This window comes from Pararoseomonas sp. SCSIO 73927 (genome assembly GCF_037040815.1).
Taxonomy (GTDB): Bacteria; Pseudomonadota; Alphaproteobacteria; order Acetobacterales; family Acetobacteraceae; genus Roseomonas.
Genome location: NZ_CP146232.1, coordinates 1,498,541 through 1,515,990, shown reverse-complemented (window position 1 = coordinate 1,515,990; position 17,450 = coordinate 1,498,541). Strand labels below are relative to the sequence as shown.

19 protein-coding genes and 1 riboswitch are annotated in these 17,450 nt (G+C 71.6%); of the genes, 13 read left to right on the top strand and 6 right to left on the bottom strand.

Translation table 11 applies throughout. The annotated features are described in order from the left end of the window. Positions 1–26 precede the first annotated feature (26 nt). The 3 genes from VQH23_RS07140 to VQH23_RS07130 all read right to left on the bottom strand — a co-directional run bounded on the left by VQH23_RS07140 (position 27) and on the right by VQH23_RS07130 (position 2,431). Positions 27–1,016 carry a Gfo/Idh/MocA family oxidoreductase gene (locus VQH23_RS07140; protein WP_338664939.1) on the bottom strand — a complete coding sequence of 330 codons (990 nt, stop codon included), beginning with the start codon at positions 1,014–1,016 and terminating at the stop codon, positions 27–29. Positions 1,017–1,083: 67 nt separating this feature from the next. Beyond that, a complete protein-coding gene (locus VQH23_RS07135; RefSeq protein WP_338664938.1) occupies positions 1,084–1,974 on the bottom strand; it encodes a sigma-70 family RNA polymerase sigma factor in 891 nt (296 codons plus the stop codon). Between the two features lies 1 nt (position 1,975). Continuing rightward, positions 1,976–2,431 carry a carboxymuconolactone decarboxylase family protein gene (locus VQH23_RS07130; protein ID WP_338664937.1) on the bottom strand — a complete coding sequence of 152 codons (456 nt, stop codon included), beginning with the start codon at positions 2,429–2,431 and terminating at the stop codon, positions 1,976–1,978. Positions 2,432–2,624: 193 nt separating this feature from the next. On the opposite strand from VQH23_RS07130, the gene VQH23_RS07125 reads away from it, so the two are divergent. The 7 genes from VQH23_RS07125 (at position 2,625) to VQH23_RS07095 (ending at position 8,394) form a co-directional block, all read left to right on the top strand. Beyond that, on the top strand, positions 2,625–3,131 hold the full coding sequence (locus VQH23_RS07125) for a CHAP domain-containing protein (RefSeq protein WP_408904329.1): 507 nt from the start codon (positions 2,625–2,627) through the stop codon (positions 3,129–3,131). A 457-nt stretch (positions 3,132–3,588) separates the two neighbouring features. Beyond that, entirely contained in the window at positions 3,589–3,849 is a 261-nt protein-coding gene (locus tag VQH23_RS07120) for a twin-arginine translocase TatA/TatE family subunit (protein WP_338664935.1), read from the top strand. 81 nt (positions 3,850–3,930) lie between these two features. Further along, positions 3,931–4,581: a methylthioribulose 1-phosphate dehydratase gene (locus tag VQH23_RS07115; protein WP_338664934.1), complete on the top strand. Its 651-nt coding sequence runs from the start codon at positions 3,931–3,933 to the stop codon at positions 4,579–4,581. 16 nt (positions 4,582–4,597) lie between these two features. Next, complete coding sequence (locus tag VQH23_RS07110) at positions 4,598–5,137, top strand: cupin domain-containing protein (RefSeq protein ID WP_338664933.1); 540 nt, start codon at positions 4,598–4,600, stop codon at positions 5,135–5,137. Positions 5,138–5,199: 62 nt separating this feature from the next. After that, entirely contained in the window at positions 5,200–5,904 is a 705-nt protein-coding gene (gene mtnC / locus VQH23_RS07105; RefSeq protein WP_408904302.1) for an acireductone synthase, read from the top strand. A gap of 137 nt (positions 5,905–6,041) precedes the next feature. Beyond that, on the top strand, positions 6,042–7,031 hold the full coding sequence (locus tag VQH23_RS07100) for a magnesium transporter CorA family protein (RefSeq protein WP_338664932.1): 990 nt from the start codon (positions 6,042–6,044) through the stop codon (positions 7,029–7,031). A 391-nt stretch (positions 7,032–7,422) separates the two neighbouring features. Beyond that, positions 7,423–8,394: a UDP-glucuronic acid decarboxylase family protein gene (locus VQH23_RS07095; RefSeq protein WP_338664931.1), complete on the top strand. Its 972-nt coding sequence runs from the start codon at positions 7,423–7,425 to the stop codon at positions 8,392–8,394. Positions 8,395–8,446: 52 nt separating this feature from the next. Here VQH23_RS07095 and VQH23_RS07090 read toward each other — a convergent pair whose 3' ends face one another. Beyond that, positions 8,447–9,427: an NAD-dependent epimerase/dehydratase family protein gene (locus tag VQH23_RS07090; protein ID WP_338664930.1), complete on the bottom strand. Its 981-nt coding sequence runs from the start codon at positions 9,425–9,427 to the stop codon at positions 8,447–8,449. A 138-nt stretch (positions 9,428–9,565) separates the two neighbouring features. Next, positions 9,566–9,670: riboswitch (TPP riboswitch) on the top strand. A gap of 120 nt (positions 9,671–9,790) precedes the next feature. Between VQH23_RS07090 and VQH23_RS07085 the strand changes: the two genes are divergently transcribed. Beyond that, entirely contained in the window at positions 9,791–11,365 is a 1,575-nt protein-coding gene (locus tag VQH23_RS07085) for an ABC transporter substrate-binding protein (protein ID WP_338664929.1), read from the top strand. Positions 11,366–11,404: 39 nt separating this feature from the next. On the opposite strand, the gene VQH23_RS07080 is transcribed toward VQH23_RS07085, so the two are convergent. After that, positions 11,405–11,638: a hypothetical protein gene (locus VQH23_RS07080; protein WP_338664928.1), complete on the bottom strand. Its 234-nt coding sequence runs from the start codon at positions 11,636–11,638 to the stop codon at positions 11,405–11,407. Positions 11,639–11,865: 227 nt separating this feature from the next. Here VQH23_RS07080 and VQH23_RS07075 point away from each other — a divergent pair, with 227 nt between their 5' ends. Both VQH23_RS07075 and VQH23_RS07070 read left to right on the top strand, forming a co-directional pair. Beyond that, on the top strand, positions 11,866–12,933 hold the full coding sequence (locus VQH23_RS07075; protein WP_338664927.1) for a transglutaminase family protein: 1,068 nt from the start codon (positions 11,866–11,868) through the stop codon (positions 12,931–12,933). A 313-nt stretch (positions 12,934–13,246) separates the two neighbouring features. Then, positions 13,247–13,816, top strand: a complete 570-nt coding sequence (locus VQH23_RS07070; protein WP_338664926.1) for a 3'-5' exonuclease — start codon at positions 13,247–13,249, stop codon at positions 13,814–13,816. 33 nt (positions 13,817–13,849) lie between these two features. On the opposite strand, the gene VQH23_RS07065 is transcribed toward VQH23_RS07070, so the two are convergent. Continuing rightward, the gene (locus VQH23_RS07065) at positions 13,850–14,932 is read right to left on the bottom strand and encodes an alpha/beta hydrolase (protein WP_338664925.1); all 1,083 of its coding nucleotides are present in this window, start codon (positions 14,930–14,932) and stop codon (positions 13,850–13,852) included. A 125-nt stretch (positions 14,933–15,057) separates the two neighbouring features. Here VQH23_RS07065 and VQH23_RS07060 point away from each other — a divergent pair, with 125 nt between their 5' ends. From VQH23_RS07060 to VQH23_RS07050, 3 genes are all read left to right on the top strand, one after another. Beyond that, a complete protein-coding gene (locus VQH23_RS07060; RefSeq protein WP_338664924.1) occupies positions 15,058–15,753 on the top strand; it encodes a 3-oxoacid CoA-transferase subunit A in 696 nt (231 codons plus the stop codon). 111 nt (positions 15,754–15,864) lie between these two features. Next, positions 15,865–16,536, top strand: coding sequence for a 3-oxoacid CoA-transferase subunit B (locus VQH23_RS07055; protein ID WP_338664923.1), 672 nt, complete (start codon positions 15,865–15,867; stop codon positions 16,534–16,536). A 10-nt stretch (positions 16,537–16,546) separates the two neighbouring features. Further along, positions 16,547–17,344 carry an enoyl-CoA hydratase-related protein gene (locus tag VQH23_RS07050; RefSeq protein ID WP_338664922.1) on the top strand — a complete coding sequence of 266 codons (798 nt, stop codon included), beginning with the start codon at positions 16,547–16,549 and terminating at the stop codon, positions 17,342–17,344. Positions 17,345–17,450: the final 106 nt, after the last annotated feature.

Genomic DNA, 17,450 nt, shown 5'->3' with positions numbered 1-17,450 from the left:
CGGGAACGGGGCCCCGCGGCGTCCCGCTACCCCGCCGCGAGCACCGCCTCCACGATCTCCTGCACCTCCAGCGCCTCGCGCAAGGTAGCCAGGGTGTGGGGTTCGCCGCGGGTCATGGCGATCACCTTGTCCAGCTGGCCGCGCAGGACCATCGGGCGCATGCGCTCGTTGGGGATGGCGTCGGGGGCGGTGGCCCAGCCGTCCGGGCCCTCGCGCTCGGCGATCGACCAATCCCGCAGGCGGATGGCGCCGGCGGGGCCGCGCAGGGTCCAGGCGTTGGTGTCGTCGCGGTCGGTCGTGCCGACGCCGCCGCGAAGGGTCACGGGGATGCCGCCGGCGGTGAGGCGAGCCTCCACGGCGGTCTCGGAGCGGTCCTCGCCGGGGTAGGTGGCGCGGGCGGATTCCAGCGCCAGCGGGCCGAGCAGGCGGCGGGTGAGGAAGAGGAAGTGGGAGACCACCTCCCGCGTGAAGCCGCCCTCGGCGCGGCGGGAGAGCCAGGAGGCGGCGTCGTGCTGCCAGGCGCGGGGCCAGGTGGCGAAGGCGACCTCGATGGAGAGGGAGTGCGGGGTGCCGACGGCGCCGGATTCCATCCAGGCGCGGAGCCCGGCCACGGCGGGGGAGGACGCCATGGGGAAGTTCACCCCGGCGCGGGCGCCCTCCGCTTCGGCGTGGGCGACGAAGGCGCGGGCGGCCGCCGTGTCGTGGGAGAGGGGCTTCTCCAGCAGGACGGAGCGGCCGGCGGCGAGCGCGGCGCCGGCGAGCGGCAGGTGGGCGGCGGGCGGGGCGGCCACGTAGAGTCCGTCGCAGCCGGCGATCACGGCCTCCGCGCTCTCCAGCATCGGCAGTTCGGGGGCAATGGAGGCGAGGCGGGCGGCGGCCTCGGGAGAGGGGTCCCAGACGCCGGTCAGGCGCAGTGGGGCGCCGTGGTGGTCGAGCGCGGCGCGCAGCAGGCGCTCGCCCATGATGCCGAAGCCGACAATGCCGAGTTTGACGGTGTCGGGATGTTCGGAAGCCAAGATGGAGGTGCCCCCTGTGCGTGAGGCGGCGGAAGATGGCCCCCGGTTCGGAGGTGCGCCAGCCCCTTCAGCCCGGCAGGCGATCGCGCAGCGCGCCGAGCTTCTCGGGGTTCCGCATGACGTAGACCGCGACGATCCGGCCCTCCACGATCTCCAGCGTGGTGGCCTGGGGCAGGCCGTCCGCCTCCAGCGTGACATAGCCGGGCAGGTCGTTGAGGCGGCCCAGATATAGCAGGGCCTCGGGGGGCGGCACCTTGCGGGACAGTCCGACGAAGAAGCGGCTCACCTTGTCGGCGCCGAAGATCAGCTTGCGGGCGGCGGGGCGGATGCCGCCGCCATCGGTGTGCAGCACCACGTCCGCTGCCAGCAGGGCCCGCAGCGCGTCCTCCCGGCCCTCCCGCGCCGCTTCCATGAAGGCGCGGGCGATGCGTTGTGCCTCCTCCTCCGTCACGGATTGCCGGGGCTGGGCCTCCCCGAGATGGGCGCGGGCGCGGCTGGCCAACTGGCGGCAGGCGGCCTCGCTGCGGTGGAGGAGGGCGGCGATCTCGGCGAAGGAGGTCTCGAACAGGTCGTGCAGGATGAAGACCGCGCGCTCCGCCGGGGAGAGGCGCTGGAGGGTGAGGAGAAAGGCCACCGAGATGTCCTGCGCCCGCTCATGCGCCGCCTGCTGCGGGGCATCCTCTGTTGCCAGCATCGGCTCGGGCAGCCAGGGGCCGACATAGCTCTCCCGCCGGTGGCGGGCGGATTTCAGGTGGTCCAGGCTCAGCCGCGCCGTGGCCTTCAGCAGCCAGGCGCGGGGCAGCTCGATCTCGCTTCGGTCCGCGGCGTTCCAGCGCAGGAAGGCTTCCTGCGCGAGGTCCTCCGCGGTGGCGAGGGAGCCGGTCATGCGGTAGGCGAGCCCGATCAGCTCCCGCCGCAGCGGGGCGAAGTGCTGCACCGGATCGGGCCCGCCCGCCACGTCAGGCCGCCTTGGGCATCACGCCGGGGACGCTGCGGAAGCCGATGGCGAGCCGGTTCCAGGCGTTGATCGTGGCGATCTGCATTGTCAGGCCCACGATTTCCTCCTCGGTGAACTGCGCCTTCAGCGCCTCGTAGTCCTCGTCCGGCGCGTGCGTATGGGAGACCAGGGTCAGCGCCTCCGTCCAGGCCAGGGCCGCGCGCTCCCGGTCCGTGAAGTTCGGCGCCTCCCGCCAGGCGTTCAGCAGGAAGAGGCGCGCCGGGCTCTCCCCGGCCTTCATGGCGTCCTTCGTGTGCATGTCGATGCAGAAGGCGCAGCCGTTGATCTGGGAGGCGCGGGTCTTCACCAGCTCGATGAGGCTGTGCTCCAGCCCGCTGCTGGCGACGGCGCGCTCCAGGTTCATCATGGCTCCCAGCAGCTTCGGGGCGGTGGAAAAGTAGTCGAGGCGAGGCGTCATGGCGCTCTGTCCTTGTGGGTGTTCGCCGGTAGGACGAGGCAGGCCGGGCCGGTGTGACACGCCCGCCGAAGATTCCTCGCCCGCCGCATTCCCGCCGCAGGACGGCGCTGACTTCGCCACCGCCGCCGCGCTAGGCTGCGCCCGGGCCTCGGGGGAGGCCCGAGGGGGTTTTCCGATCGTGTCCGCCATTCTCATGCGGCTGTTCCTGCTCGCGCTGGCGGGCGGCGCGCTCTCCGCCTGCGGGGGCACCCGCAGCGGCCCGATCGCGGCCGGCCACGGCTACGAGGCGAGCGGCGGCTACCAGTCCTGCGTGCCCTACGCCCGGGCCCGCTCCGGCATCGAGCTGCGCGGCGATGGCTGGCAGTGGTGGGACGCGGCGGTCGGCCGGTATGACCGCAGCCAGCGCCCCCGCCCCGGCTCCGTCCTCGTTCTCCAGCGCACCTCCCGCCTGCGGGACGGGCACGTGGCCGTGGTGGCCCGCGTGATGGGCCCGCGCGAGATCCGGGTGGACCACGCCAACTGGGCCTCCGGCGGGCTGAAGGGCCGCGTGGCGCGGGATCAGGCGGTGATCGACGTGTCCGAGCGCAACGACTGGTCGGCGGTGCGGGTGTGGTATCCGCCGGCGAATGTGGTGGGGAATACCGTGTTCCCCGCCTACGGGTTCATCCTGCCGTACCGGAGCTGGGCCTCGGCGGAGTAGCGCGGGTGGCCCCAGGGGGAGAGAAGGAATTCTCTCCCCCTGGACCCCCTCTCATCTTCTTCTGGGAGGCTGCCGCGGAATGTGGGGCTGGCCCGTGAAGCAGGCCCGTGAAGCAGGATTGTCATGCGGGACCGGCGGACATGGCCCGCGCCTCGGGTCATGGACCCGAGGCGAGCCGCAAGCCCCGCATCCCGCGGCAGCCTCCCAGAAGAAGATGAGGGTGAGGGGGCCGGGGAGAGGGAGAATTCCTTCTCCCTCTCCCCCGGGGCGGCCGGCGTACCGCATGAAGGAACCGTCATCCGCCCATTGCGTCCGGCCAGCGCATGGCCCATGTCCCCTACCGGATTTCCGCAGGGCTGGGGCGGTCCGGTTTACCCCGGGAATGCGCGGCCCTAGTCTCCAACCTGGAACGTGGCTGGGCCGCCGGCCCGGCACATAAGGATCTACGGGGCGTCACATGGGTTCGTTCAGCATCTGGCACTGGCTCGTCGTGCTGCTCGTCGTGCTGCTGCTCTTCGGCAGCGGCAAGATCAGCGGGCTGATGGGCGACCTGGCCACCGGCATCAAGTCCTTCAAGAAGAACATCAAGGAGGACGAGCCCGACGCCTCCATGGCGGACACCACCGCCGTGCCGCCCGCCGGCAACCTGCCCCCGCCGACCGTGGGCACGGCCGCGGACGCGAACCGCACCACCGTCCGCCAGCCGCCGACGGTCTGATCGTCCCAATTCGTGCTGAAAGCGCGCCGGTCCCCAGGGTAGTGCCTGGCGGCCGGCGCGCTGCTGTTGAGGAGCCGGCCGGTGCCCGATTCCATCCCCCAGGCTGCAATCCCGGCGGCCGCGATCGAGGCCATCGTCTCCGCCGGGCGGCGGATGGCGGAGCGCAACTGGGTGCCGGCCACCGCCGGCAACATCTCCGTCCGCCTACCCGGGAATCAGGGGGGTGGGCGGGTGGCGATCACCCGCTCCGGCTTCCACAAGGCGCATCTGGACGCCGGCGCCGTGATGGCAGTGGACATGGCGGGCGCGCCGGAGAACCCGACGCTGCGCCCTTCCGCCGAGACGGGGCTGCACTGCGGCGCCTACCGCGCCTTCCCGGATGTGGGGGCGGTGGTGCACGGGCACTCCATTGCCAACACGGTGCTCTCCCGCCGGGCCGGGGATTCCATCCGGCTGGAGGGGTACGAGCTGCTGAAGGTCTTCCCGGGCCTGCCGACCCATGAGGGCGCGGTGGAGGTGCCGGTGCTGGACAACGACCAGGACATTCCCCGCCTGCAGCGCGCCGTGGAGGCCCGCTGGGCCGGCATGGCCGCCCCGATCCCGCCCGGGTATTTGATCCGCGGCCACGGTGTCTATGTATGGGGCCCCGACATGGAGGCCGCCCTGGCCCGCCTGGAGGGGCTGGAATTCATGCTGGCCTGCGAGATGGCCAACCGTTCGATCAACCCGTAGCGGGGAGGTTCCGCCCATGAGCCGCCTTGTCGTCCACGACGCCACCACCAATGCCGTGCTGCAGGACACGCAGGACGCGGCGGAGATCGCCACCGCCCTGTCCGCCATCGGCGTGCGCTTTGAGCGCTGGCCGGTGGCCGAACTGCCGGAGGGCGCGGACCCCGAGACGGTGCTGGCCGCCTATCGCCCCCGCCTGGACGCCTTCATGGGCGAGACGGGCGCGGGCACGGCCGACGTGATCCGGCTGACGGCCGACAACCCGCAGATCGACGCCATCCGCCAGAAGTTCCTGGCCGAGCACCGCCACACCGAGGACGAGGTCCGCTTCTTCCACGAGGGCGCGGGCAACTTCATCCTGCACGTGGGCGGGAAGGTTTACGACGCCCACTGCACGCGGGGCGACCTGATCTCCGTGCCCGCCAACACGGAGCACTGGTTCGACGCGGGCACGACCCCGAACGTGACGGCGCTGCGCATCTTCACGGACACCACGGGCTGGACGCCGCACTACACCGGCACCGACATGTCAGAGCGCTTCCCGGCCACCTTCGGCTGATGCCGGTCCGCGTCATGGCACCCGATGACCGCAGCGCCGCAGGGCGCGGAGGTCTGAATCGGGTGCCCCGATGTGTCGTCACCGACATCGAGGGCACGACCAGCGCCATCGCCTTCGTGAAGGAGACCCTGTTCCCCTTCGTGGAGCGGGCGCTGGACGGCTTCCTGGCGAAGAACGCCGGGGATCCGGCAGTGGCCGCGATCCTCGACGAGGTCCGTGCCCTGGCCCCCGGCCAGGACCCGGCCGATGCGCTGCGCGGCTGGATGGCGCGGGACGAGAAGGTGACGCCGCTCAAGGCGTTGCAAGGGATGATCTGGCGCCAGGGCTTCGAGGCCGGGGCGCTGCGCGGGCACCTCTGGCCCGACGTGGCGGGATGCCTGCGCGCCTGGGCCGCGGCCGGCATCGCGCTGCGCATCTACTCCTCCGGCTCGGTGGAGGCGCAGCGGCTCCTCTTCGGCCACACCGAGGCGGGGGACCTCACGCCCCTCCTCTCCGGCTTCGACGACACGCGCACGGGGCCGAAGCGCGAGGCGGCCTCCTACGCCGCCATCGCCCGCACGGCGGGGCTGCCCCCGGCGGAGGTGCTCTTCCTCTCCGACGTGGTGGAGGAGCTGGACGCGGCGGAGGCGGCGGGGATGATGACCTGCCAGCTCGTCCGCGCGGCGGACGGCACGGTGGCCGGCACCCGCCACCCAAGCTGCGCCACCTTCCCCGAGGTGGCCGCCCGCTTCGGCCTGCCCGCACCGGACGAGCCGCCCGCGGGCTGAGGCAGGCCTCAACCTGTCATCCCGCCGCGCTGGCAGGGTGCCGCGCGCGGCGCTAGAGCGGAGGCGCCCCGGCCGAATCGGCCGCCGGCGCGAACCGCCGCTGCACGACCACCGCCCGGCCGCCGGGGATGCCGCCCATGATGACCACCTACGCCCTCCGCAACGGGACCTGCGATGTCCATGGCGGAATGGACACGGCCGAATCCATCGCCGCGGCGACCTGGATCGACCTGCTGAACCCGACGCCCGACGAGGAGCGGGCCGTGCAGGACGCGCTGCACGTCGAGGTGCCGACCCGGGAGGAGATGCAGGAAATCGAGAGCTCCTCGCGCCTCTACAAGGAAGGCGAGGTCCTCTTCCTCACCGCCTCCTTCCTCTACGGAGCGGAGGAGGGGGAGTACGGCTCCACCCCCATCACCTTCGTCCTCGCGCCCACCGCGCTCATCACCGTGCGCTACGCGACGCCCAAGGCCTTCTCCGTCTTCGCCCTGCGCGCCCAGCGCCAGGCCCTGCCCATCCTGCGCACGCCGGACGGGGTGATGCTGCATCTGTTCGAGCAGATCGTGGACCGCCTTGCCGACATCCTCGAGCGCACCGCGAGCGAGATGGACCGCGCGAGCCAGACCACCTTCCGCAACGCGCGCAACATGCAGGTGAAGGCGAACAAGCGCGACGTGGACCTGCGCCAGGCCCTCCTCACCCTCGGCCAGGTGGGCGACGTGACGACGCGCGCGAGCGACACGCTGCTCGGCCTCACGCGCATCCTCACCTTCCTCGGCGCCGAGAAGGCGAGCGCCGTGCGCAAGGAGAACCAGGTGATGATCAAGACCCTGGTGCGCGACGTGCGGTCCCTGATCGACTACGCGAACACGATGAACGGCAAGGCGCAGTTCCTGCTGGACGCCGTGCTGGGCATCATCAGCATGGACCAGAACGGCATCATCAAGACCTTCACCGTCGCCTCCGTCGCGCTGATGCCGCCCACCCTGGTGGCCAGCATCTACGGCATGAACTTCGAGTTCATGCCCGAGCTGAAATGGGGGCTGGGCTATCCCTGGGCACTGATGCTGATGATCGCCAGCGCGCTGCTGCCGATCGTGTACTTCAAGCGTAAGGGATGGCTGTGATCCTGCGCTGATGGTCCGTGGCCAGGGAGAGGAAGAAGGAATTCTTCCTCTCCCCGGACCCCTCACCATCATCTTTTTCTAGTAGGTGGAAGCACTCTGCTGACGGTGCGCCTCGGGTCCACGACCCGAGGCGACGGCGTGATCGGAATGACGCCCGTCATGCCGAAACTCCGTGTCAGGATAGCGCGGCGGCAGCCGAAAGGGGGTCCAGGGGCCTCAGGCCCCTGGCGGGAGAGGTGTGGAGAGGGCAACGCCCTCTCCACGGCCGCCGCGCACCCATTCTTGTGATTTCTTGTGACGGATTCGTGGCCCTAGGCTTTGTAGAAGATGCCGAGTCCGGCCTGTTCCCAAGAGGGAGGGCGGTGCCGGGCGCGGCCTGCGAGGGGTGCCGATGCATACACGGAAGCGCGTTCTGGTCACCGGTGGCGCCGGATTCCTCGGGTCTCATCTCTGCGAAAGGCTTCTGGAGCGCGGCGACCACGTCCTCTGCCTGGACAACTACTTCACCGGCACGCGGGACAACATCGCGCACCTCCTGCAGAACCCGTACTTCGAGGTGATCCGGCACGACATCACCTTCCCGATCTACGTGGAGGTGGACCAGATCTTCAACCTGGCCTGCCCGGCCTCCCCGGTGCACTACCAGCACGACCCCGTGCAGACGACGAAGACGAGCGTGCACGGCGCGATCAACGTGCTCGGCCTCGCCAAGCGCCTGCACGTGCCGGTGTTCCAGGCCTCCACCAGCGAGGTCTACGGCGACCCTTCCGTGCATCCGCAGCCGGAGGCCTACTGGGGCAACGTGAACCCGATCGGGCTCCGCTCCTGCTACGATGAGGGGAAGCGCTGCGCGGAGACGCTGTTCTTCGACTACCACCGCCAGCACAACCTGCAGATCAAGGTGGCGCGGATCTTCAACACTTACGGCCCGCGCATGCACCCGAACGATGGCCGCGTCGTCTCCAACTTCATTGTGCAGGCGCTGCGGGGCGAGCCGATCACCGTTTATGGCGAGGGGCAGCAGACCCGCTCCTTCTGCTACGTCTCGGACCTGATCGAGGGCTTCATCCGCCTGATGGAGTCCGGCCCGGACGTGACCGGCCCTATCAATCTCGGCAACCCCGAGGAGTTCAGCATCCGCGAGTTGGCGGAGATGGTGCTGGCCGAGGTGGGCGGGCCGAGCCGCCTCGTCTTCCGGCCGCTGCCGAGCGACGATCCCCGCCAGCGCCGCCCGGATATCGACCGCGCGAAGGACCTGCTGGGCTGGGAGCCGCGGGTGCAGCTGAAGGAAGGGCTGCGCGCGACGATCGCCTATTTCGAGGCGGAGCTGGGCCGGCACGCGGTGATGCGGAGCCTGGCCTAGGGGCGCCCGCGCGGGGGGGGGGGGGGCGGCCCCCCCCCCCCCCCCCGCCGCGCTACCCGAAATACGCCTTCCACCACCGCACGAAGTGGCTGAGGCCGGTGTGGAGGTCCGTCGTCGGTTCCCAGCCGAAATCGTCCTGGATGGCGGAGATGTCGGCGAAGGTGGTGGGCACGTCGCCGGGCTGCATCGGCAGCAGCTCGCGCCGGGCGGGCATGCCGATGAGCTCCTCCAGGATGGAGACCATGTCCAGCAGCGGTTCCGGCTGGCTGTTGCCGATGTTGTAGAGGCGGTGGCCCGCCTCCACCGACGGGTTGTCGAGGGCGGCGAGGATGCCGGCCACGATGTCGTCGATGTAGGTGAAGTCGCGCTGCATCCGCCCCTCGTTGAACAGGCGGATGGGGCGGCCCTTCAGGATGGCGTCGGTGAAGAGCCAGTAGGCCATGTCCGGGCGGCCCCAGGGGCCGTACACCGTGAAGAAGCGCAGGCCGGTGAGCCGGAGGTTGTAGAGGTCGGCATAGGTGCTGCTCATCACCTCCCCCGCCTTCTTGGTGGCGGCGTAGAGGGAGGCGGGGGTGTCCGTGCGGTCCGTCTCGCGGAAGGCGCCGTCCGTGCGCCGGCCGTAGACGGAGCTGGTGGAGGCGTAGACGGCGTGGCCGACGCGGCCCTCGCTGCGCCGGATTCCCTCGAGGACGCCGAGATGGCCGGTGACGTTGGTGGAGGTGTAGGCGAAGGGCGCCTCTAGCGACCACCGCACCCCGGCCTGGGCGCCGAGATGCGCCACGCGGTCGATGCCGGGATTGGCCGCGAACAGGGCGAGGAGGTCGTCCGTCTCCGCGATGTCCAGCCGGTGCAGCGTGAAGGCGCCGGGGCGGGTGTTGCCCGTCAGCGCCGCCAGCCGCGCCTCCTTCAGCGCCGGGTCGTAGTACGGGTTGAAGTTGTCGACGCCGATAACCTGCTCACCGCGCGCGAGCAGGGCCTGGCAGACATGGGCACCGATGAAGCCGGCCGCGCCGGTGACGAGGACCTGTCCCATCAATCAGGGCGTACTGGCCGGGCGTTGGGGCGGGAGGGCATGACATGATCCGGTAAGAAAGGGCGTGGAGGTATCAGGGCGGGGGCGCGGGGGCCACATCCGTCTTGCGGGCCGACCCGGCGCCGTTCCATACGGCTGCTGGACACCGGGGGGAGCCCATTCCGGGCTGAGAGGCGGGGAGACCTGCGACCCCTGGAACCTGATCCGGTTCGGACCGGCGTAGGGACGGTGCACCATGAGGACGAGCGCGCGCCCGGATCCGGCGTGCCCCGCCTCCGGCCCCTCGGGGCCGGGGCGCGGGACGGCGCCCGCATCATGGCTTCTTCCGCCGCCTCCGCCCGCCCCCGGAGTGGAGGATATCCCATGCATCGCCGCTCCCTCCTGAAGGGCACCGCCCTTGTTGCGGGCACCTCTTTTTCTGGCTCGCCCACACTGGCCCAACCTGCCCGCTCGCGCACGCTGCGCTTCGTGCCGCAGGCCGCGCTGACGGCGCTGGACCCCATAGTGCAGAACGCCACGATCAGCACCACCCACGGCTTCTGCGTGTTCGACACGCTCTACGCAACCGATGCGCGGCTGATCCCGCGCCCGCAGATGGCGGCGGGGCACGAAGTCAGTGCGGACGGGATGCTCTGGACCATCCGCTTGCGCGAGGGTTTACATTTCCACGACGGCACACCTGTCCTATCACGCGATTGTGTTTACAGTCTGAAGCGCTGGTGCGCGCGGGACCTCTTCGGAGCGATGCTCGCCCGGGTGGTGGCGGAGTGGGGGACGCCGGACGACCGGACGCTCACCATCCGCCTCACCCGCGCCTTCCCCGCCCTGCTCTACGCCCTGGCCAAGCCCGCCGGCATCCCGCCCTTCATCATGCCGGAACGGCTGGCGAGGACGGACCCGGCAAGGCCGGTGCCGGAGATGATCGGCAGCGGCCCCTGGAAGTTTGTGGCGTCGGAGTTCAACCCCGGCAGCTTCGTGGCCTATGCCCGCAACGAGGCCTACCGGCCGCGGGACGAGCCGGCCGAGGGGGCCTCCGGCGGGAAGCGCGTGCATTTCGACCGGCTCGAGTGGCACATCATCCCCGACGGCGCGACGGCCGGGGCCGCCCTGCAGCGCGGGGAGGTGGACTGGGTGGAGTACCCGCTGCCGGACCTGCTGCCCGTGCTGGAGCGGGACCGGAACCTGCGGACGCAGGTCTACGACCCCGTCGGCTTCCTCGGCGTGGTCCGCTTCAATCACCTGCACCCGCCCTTCGACAACGTCGAGGTGCGGCGGGCCGTGCGGGACTGCATCAGCCAGCCCGACCACATGGCCGCGGTGGCCGCGCCGGGCGACTGGCGGGAATGCCACGCCCTGTTCCCCTGCACCCTGGCGGGGGTGACCGAGTTCCCCGCCGCGCCGCGCGACTTCGCCAGGGCGCGCGCCGCCATCCGCGCGGCGGGGGCGGAGGGCGCGAAGGTGGTGGTGATCAACCCGACCGACTTCGCCGCGGTGGCCCCGCAGGGCCGGCTGGCCGCCGATGTCCTCCGCCAGCTCGGCTTCCAGGTGGATCTGCAGGAGATGGACTGGGCCGCCCTGCTCAGCCGCCGCAACTCGCGGGAGGATGCGAACCGAGGGGGCTGGAGCATCTACCCCACCAACTTCCCCGCCGCCTCCATCGCCAACCCGGCGGTGAATTCTGGCATCCGCGGCGACGGCCCCACGGCCTGGTTCGGCTGGCCGACCGATCCGGCGACCGAGGCGAGCATCGAGCGCTGGCTCTACGCCCCCGACGCCGCGGCTCAGGCCCAGGCCTTCGCGGAGGTGCAGCGCAGCGCCTGGGAGCATGTGGGCTTCGCGCCCTCCGGCCTCTTCGTGCTGAAGACCGGGTTCCGCGCGGACCTCTCCGGCGTGCTGCAGGGGCCCAACCCCTACCTGTGGAACCTGCGCCGGGCCTAGGACCGGGCCCCGGTCACGAGGAGGGGTGGCAGGAGCGGCTCAGTTGTGCTGGCCCCCGCCGCCGGTCGCCCCGCTGCCGTCCAGCACGCTCTGTCCGGCGCCGCGCGGACCCATGCCGTATCGGGCGTCGTACATGGCCTCGTCGGCGCTCCGCTCGGCGGCGGGGGCCGGGGCAGCCATGGGACGCGAGTTCGCCTCGGCCCCCGCGCCCACCACGGCAAGGGTGGCGGACAGGGCGGCGGCGAGGCCAAGGATGCGGACGGAGGTGATCATGGCGGGTACTCTGTTCGGGTATTCGGGGTGGGCACTTGCGCGAACGGTGGCTCGAGGGTGTCATCTCGTTATGTGAGATATGTCTCTTCACTCGCGTCCGGACCATAGGAAGAAGCGGATACCCGCCATACGCGCAGCGGATGGAACTTTCTCCCGCTTGGCTTGGCTCCGCAGAGCGGTCACAAGAACGGCGCGTCATCCGTTCCCCGTGTGGAGACAACGCCCCCATGAGCCCGACCCCGAAGCCATTCCCACGCCGCACCCTCCTGGCGGGTGCCGCTGACCTCTCCCTGCCCTCCCTCCTTCCCTCCCGTGCCGGGGCGCAGCCGCACCTCGCCGGCTGGCGCCGCTTCGAGCTGCGGACCGAGGTGACGGTCGAGACCGGCGACGAGCCCGCGATCCTCTGGCTGCCCCTGGCGGGGACCGTCGGCACCTACCAGCGCGCCGACGAGCCCGCGGTCGAGACGAACGGCCGCGCGGAGCGGGTGCAGGACGCCCGCTACGGCGCGGAGATGCTCCGTATCACCTGGTCCTCCCCCCGGGAGCAGCGGGTGGTCGTCACCCAGGCCGTGGCCACCCGCCCCCGCGGCGCCGAGCCCGCGGCGCTGAGCGCGGCCGAGCGCGCCCTCTGGACCGCCCCCACCGAGAGCGTCCCCACCGACGGCATCGTGGCCGAGACCGCCGCGCGCATCACCGTCGGCCTCGGCACGGAGGAAGCGAAGCTCCGCGCCCTCTATGACTGGGTGGTGGAGAACACCTTCCGCAACGGCGCCACCCGCGGCTGCGGCACCGGCGACATCAAGGTGATGCTGGAGACCGGCTGGCTCGGCGGGAAGTGCGCGGACATCAACGCGCTGATGACCGGCCTCGCCCGGGCCTGCGGCATCCCCGCCCGCGACGTCTACGGCATCCGCGTCGCCGCCTCGGAGAACTCCCGCTCCCTCGGCACCGGAGGCCCCGACATCACCCGCGCCCAGCACTGCCGCACGGAGATGCATGTCGGCGGGAGGTGGGTCCCGGTGGACCCCGCCGACGTCCGCAAGATCGTGCTGGAGGAGAACCTGCCGGTGGAGAGCGACCACGTCCGCCGCCAGCGGGAGCGCCTGTTCGGGAACTGGGAGATGAACTGGGTGGGCTACAACAGCGCCACCAACATCGCCCTGCCCGGCGCGCCGCGCGCGATGGAATCCAACTTCCTGATGTATCCCTGCGCCATGACGGCGAAGGGCGAGCCGGACTGCCTGGACCCGGCGGCGTTCCGCTACGCCATCGCCGCGCGCGAGATCGGGGCCTGACATCGCCGTGGCCAGGGGGAGGGAGAAGGAATTCTCCCTCCCCCTGGAACCCCCGCCCTCATCTTCTTTCAAGGGGCTGCCGCGCGAGGCCCGGCTTGCGCCGCGCCGAGCGGCTTGGCCGCTCGGCGCGGCGCCTGTCCCTCCGCGCTGCCGCTGCGGAAGATCCGTCACCTCGCGGGCCGGCCCGGCCTTCCGCGGCAGCCCCGCAGAAAAAGATGAGTGGGGGTCCAGGGGGAGAGAATTCCTTCTCTCCCCCTGGGGCCACCCGTGCAAACCTCCCCATTCCCTTCCGCCTGTGGCAGTTTCCCCGCCCATGTCCCTCGGCCGCCCCGTCATCGTCTTCGACACCGAGACCACCGGCTGTACGGGCCAGGACCGGGTGGTGTCCCTCGGCGCCGTGCGGCTGGACGCGGCGCTGGAGCCGGAGGGGACGCTGCACCTCGTCTTCGCGCCGGGGATGCGCTGCCATTTTGGGGCTTACCGGGTGCACGGGATGTCGGACGCCTACCTGGCGGGGCAGCCCGGCTTCGCGGAGCACGCGGGGGAGGTCGCGGAGTTCTTCGGCGGCGCGCTGGGCTGCGCGCACAACATGGCCTTCGACCGGCGGATGCTGGGCGGGGAGTTCGACCGGCTGGAGATGGCGCGGCCCTGGAGCGGCGAGCTCTGCACCATGCTGGCCTGGCGCCGGGCGCGGCCGGGGGAGCGGTCCGGGCTCGCCCACGCCTCGGCGGCCTGCGGGCTGTCCCGGGAGGGGAGCCTGCACGGCGCGCTGGAGGATGCCTGGCTGGCGGCGAACCTGCTGCGGGCGCTGCACGGGCTGGCGCCGGCGCCGATGCGGCTGCACGGCTTCACCAACGAGCAGGTGGGGGACATGGCGGCGTAGGGCGCCGCGTTCGCATGTCCTCTCTGGCGCCGATTAGGCAGGACGCAGCCGGTAGGCCCGCTGGGCGCTGACGTACTCGCGCCCTTCGAAGCGGTGGGCCGGCCGGCCGGCGAGCACACCCTGGATGTCGGCGATCACCTCCGGGCGCGCCCGGTAGAACTGGTGGTCCGCGTCGGAGATGCCGCCGATGTCGGAGACGTCGCTGCAGTCGATGAGGTTCAGCCGGCGCGGCAGGTTGGTGAGGGTGCGCGGCCCCGCATTGCCCAGCCGGTCCGGGTTGCCCTTCGTGTTGTCGCTGATCCAGAGGGCGAAGTCGGTCACCGCGTAGTAGAGGTGCATCTGGGTGGTGATCTCGTGCAGCCGGCCGAACTTCAGCGGCGTGTCGAAGGCGTCGTCGTCCTCGTCGCTGGCGACGAGGAGGATGTTGGAGAAGATCCGCGGCATGTTCTCCCGCGGGAAGTCGCGCGCGAAGCTCTGCAGGGCGAAGCGCAGCACGTAGTTGCCCATGGAGTGCGCGACGAGATGGACGCGCCGCTCGCACCGGTCCTCCTGCCGCAGCTCGTGGAGGAAGGCGTAGAGCCGCCGCAGGCTGCGCGCGATCGCCTCCGCCGAGGCCTCCGCGTCCTGCCGGTCGCTGCGGTAGGCGGCGCCGAGGCCCGCGTTCCAGCTCGGCGCGAAGGTGCGCCCGTCCGAGGGCCAGCAGAACACGGCCGCTTCGAGGGGCTTGTCGGGGGTGCCGTAGACCGCCTTCAGGATGGCCGCGCGCTGCAGCGCGACCTCGAAGGAGCAGCCGAAGCCGTGGATCAGGATCAGCAGGTCGGACCGGTTGGCCATCAGGCGCGCGCGCAGCCCGTCGAAGATCCTCGTGCTGCCGAAGGTCGGCACGGTGCCCACCGGGGCGCTCCGGCCCGGGATGGCCTCGGCGGCCACCAGCGGCGGGCCGTCCAGCGCGTAGCCGCCCTCGTCCAGCACGTTGTCGGGAACGCGGATCCGCGCCTCCCCGTAGCGCACCTCGTAGGGGCCGTAGGGGTTGTAGTAGTTGCCAAAAATCCCGTTCGCCTCGTCGACGAGGTTGCGGTTGGTCGCGAAGTGGACGACCTCGATCCTTTGTGGCATCGCTTGCCTCCCCGGCGCGGCATGTCCCTTCGGGTGAGCTTGGGCGATCCGTTCCGTTGGCGCAATCACCGGGGATGCTGAGCATTCCCTGGGGCGGACCGCAGTGACTGGAGGAGCGCGGGCGCATGATCAACAAGATCGTCCGGGACATGGCCGAGGCCATGGCGGGGGTTGCGGACGGCAGCACGGTGCTGGTGGGCGGCTTCGGCGCCGCGGGCCAGCCCGACGACCTGATCGAGGGGCTGATCGAGCAGGGGGCGAAGGACCTGACGATCGTGGCCAACAACGCGGGCACGGGGCGCACGGGGCTGGCGCGGCTGATGGAGCTGGGCCGGGTGCGGAAGATCATCTGCTCCTTCCCGCGCAGCGTCGGGTCGGTGGTGTTCGAGGAGCTGTACAAGGCCGGCCGGCTGGAGCTGGAGATCGTGCCGCAGGGCACGCTGGCGGAGCGGATGCGCGCGGCCGGCGCGGGCGTGCCCGCTTTCTTCACCCCCACCGCCGCCGGCACGAAGCTCGGCCAGGGCAAGGAGGAGCGGGAGTTCAACGGCCGCCCCCACGTGATGGAGCTGGCCCTGCCCGGCGACGTGGCGCTGGTGGAGGCCTGGGAGGCCGACCGCTGGGGCAACCTGACCTTCCGGCGCAGCGGGCGGAACTTCAACCCGGTGATGGCGATGGCGGCGAAGCTGACGATCGTGCAGGCGGAGAAGATCGTGGAGCTGGGCGCGATCGAGGGGGAGCGGGTGGTGACGCCCGGCATCTTCGTGAGCCGCGTCCTCAACGTGAAGCGCGGCGCCCCCTGGGGCGAGACCGCGGCGGCCTGACGCCGCCGGCTTGGCGCCCCTGGCGTGACGCCCTGCACTCGACGCCCCGCACTCGACATCCGGCACATGACGCCCTGAACGCGATGCCCCGTACGTGACGCCCTGAAGGCGATGGAGGAAACGAGCATGGAACCCTGGTCCCGCACCCAGATGGCCGCCCGCGCCGCGAAGGACATCCCGGACGGCTGGTACTGCAACCTCGGCATCGGCATGCCGACCCTCATCGCCGACCACATCCCCGAGGGGCGCGAGGTGGTGCTGCACTCCGAGAATGGCATCCTCGGCATGGGCCCGGCGCCGGAGAAGGGGCGTGAGGACGCCTGGCTGATCAACGCCGGCAAGGCGCCCGTCACGCTCCATCCCGGCGGCAGCTACTTCCACCACGCGGACAGCTTCGCGATGATCCGCGGCGGGCACATCGACCTCTGCGTGCTCGGCGCCTTCGAGGTGGCCGAGAACGGCGATATCGCGAACTGGGCCACCAGCGAGAACGACACCGCGCCGGCGGTGGGCGGCGCCATGGACCTCGCGGCCGGCGCGAAGCGCGTCTGGGTGATGATGGAGCACACCACGAAGGACGGGCGCCCGAAGCTGGTGGAGCGCTGCGGCTACCCGCTGACGGCGATGCGGGCGGTGTCGCGGGTCTACACCAACCTCGCCGTGCTCGACGTGACGGAGGCGGGCTTCGCCGTGCGCGACCTCGCCCCGGGCGTGACCCTGGACCACCTCCGCACCGTGACCGCCGCGCCGCTGCAGGACGCGCGCGAGACGGCCGGCGCCTGAGGCGCGCGGGATGAGCGACACTCCGAGCAAGACCCCCCTGCCCGACGGCATGGTGCTGCACGCCGCGCGCGCCGGCGCCGTGCTGGTGCTGACCCTGGACTACCCCGCGCGCCGCAACGCGCTGGCCGTGCCGCTGCGCGACCGCATGGCGGACGTGCTGGAGGCGGCGGAGGGCGACCCCGCCATCCGCGCCGTTGTCGTCACCGGCGCCTCCGGCACCTTCTGCTCCGGTGGCGACCTCTCCGGTATGGAGGTGGAGAATGCCCTCGGCGGGCGGGAGAGGCTGCGCCGCGCCCACCGCTCCATCCGCCTCCTCGCCACCGGGTCCAAGCCCGTGGTGGCGGCGGTGGAGGGCTGGTGCGTCGGCGCCGGCCTGTCCCTCGCCTGCGCCTGCGACCTGATCGTGGCCGCCGAGGATGCGCGCTTCATGGCGGGCTTCGGCAAGGTGGGGCTGATGGCCGATCTCGGCCTGCCCTTCACCCTGCCCGCCCGCGTGGGCGCCGGCCGCGCCCGCCGCATCCTGATGCTGCACGAGCAGGTGACGGCGGCCGAGGCCGAGCGCATCGGCCTGGTGGAGGAGGTGGTCCACCGCGGCGAGGCCCTGCCCCGCGCGCTGGAGCGCGCCCGCTACCTGGCGGAGCAGGCCCCCGCGCCCATGGCCCTGACGAAGTCCATGCTCGCCGCCGGGCTGGAGGCGGCGCTGGAGGCGGAGCGGCACTTCCAGGCCACCCTCTTCCTCTCCGCCGACCATCAGGAGGGGCGGGCCGCCTTCCTGGAGAAGCGGCCGGCGCGCTTCACGGGGAGCTGAGGAGCCGGCCCGTTCCGGCGGGAGCGCCGGAACGGTTGGATCGGCAATCCCGACGGATCGCGGGACTGTGCCCGGAGAGGGTCCCGGCGCCCTTCCCCGGGGGCGC

What these genes read in the sequence shown, in the direction of transcription:
- VQH23_RS07125 (WP_408904329.1), top strand. Translation starts at nt 2,625, where the DNA reads ATGCGGCTGTTCCTGCTCGCGCTGGCGGGCGGCGCGCTCTCCGCCTGC.
- VQH23_RS07080 (WP_338664928.1), bottom strand. Translation starts at nt 11,638, where the DNA reads ATGATCACCTCCGTCCGCATCCTTGGCCTCGCCGCCGCCCTGTCCGCC.
- VQH23_RS07050 (WP_338664922.1), top strand. Translation starts at nt 16,547, where the DNA reads ATGAGCGACACTCCGAGCAAGACCCCCCTGCCCGACGGCATGGTGCTG.
- VQH23_RS07085 (WP_338664929.1), top strand. Translation starts at nt 9,791, where the DNA reads ATGCATCGCCGCTCCCTCCTGAAGGGCACCGCCCTTGTTGCGGGCACC.
- VQH23_RS07060 (WP_338664924.1), top strand. Translation starts at nt 15,058, where the DNA reads ATGATCAACAAGATCGTCCGGGACATGGCCGAGGCCATGGCGGGGGTT.
- VQH23_RS07130 (WP_338664937.1), bottom strand. Translation starts at nt 2,431, where the DNA reads ATGACGCCTCGCCTCGACTACTTTTCCACCGCCCCGAAGCTGCTGGGA.
- VQH23_RS07055 (WP_338664923.1), top strand. Translation starts at nt 15,865, where the DNA reads ATGGAGGAAACGAGCATGGAACCCTGGTCCCGCACCCAGATGGCCGCC.
- VQH23_RS07065 (WP_338664925.1), bottom strand. Translation starts at nt 14,932, where the DNA reads ATGCCACAAAGGATCGAGGTCGTCCACTTCGCGACCAACCGCAACCTC.
- VQH23_RS07075 (WP_338664927.1), top strand. Translation starts at nt 11,866, where the DNA reads ATGAGCCCGACCCCGAAGCCATTCCCACGCCGCACCCTCCTGGCGGGT.
- VQH23_RS07070 (WP_338664926.1), top strand. Translation starts at nt 13,247, where the DNA reads ATGTCCCTCGGCCGCCCCGTCATCGTCTTCGACACCGAGACCACCGGC.
- VQH23_RS07090 (WP_338664930.1), bottom strand. Translation starts at nt 9,427, where the DNA reads ATGGGACAGGTCCTCGTCACCGGCGCGGCCGGCTTCATCGGTGCCCAT.
- VQH23_RS07120 (WP_338664935.1), top strand. Translation starts at nt 3,589, where the DNA reads ATGGGTTCGTTCAGCATCTGGCACTGGCTCGTCGTGCTGCTCGTCGTG.
- VQH23_RS07095 (WP_338664931.1), top strand. Translation starts at nt 7,423, where the DNA reads ATGCATACACGGAAGCGCGTTCTGGTCACCGGTGGCGCCGGATTCCTC.
- VQH23_RS07100 (WP_338664932.1), top strand. Translation starts at nt 6,042, where the DNA reads ATGATGACCACCTACGCCCTCCGCAACGGGACCTGCGATGTCCATGGC.
- VQH23_RS07110 (WP_338664933.1), top strand. Translation starts at nt 4,598, where the DNA reads ATGAGCCGCCTTGTCGTCCACGACGCCACCACCAATGCCGTGCTGCAG.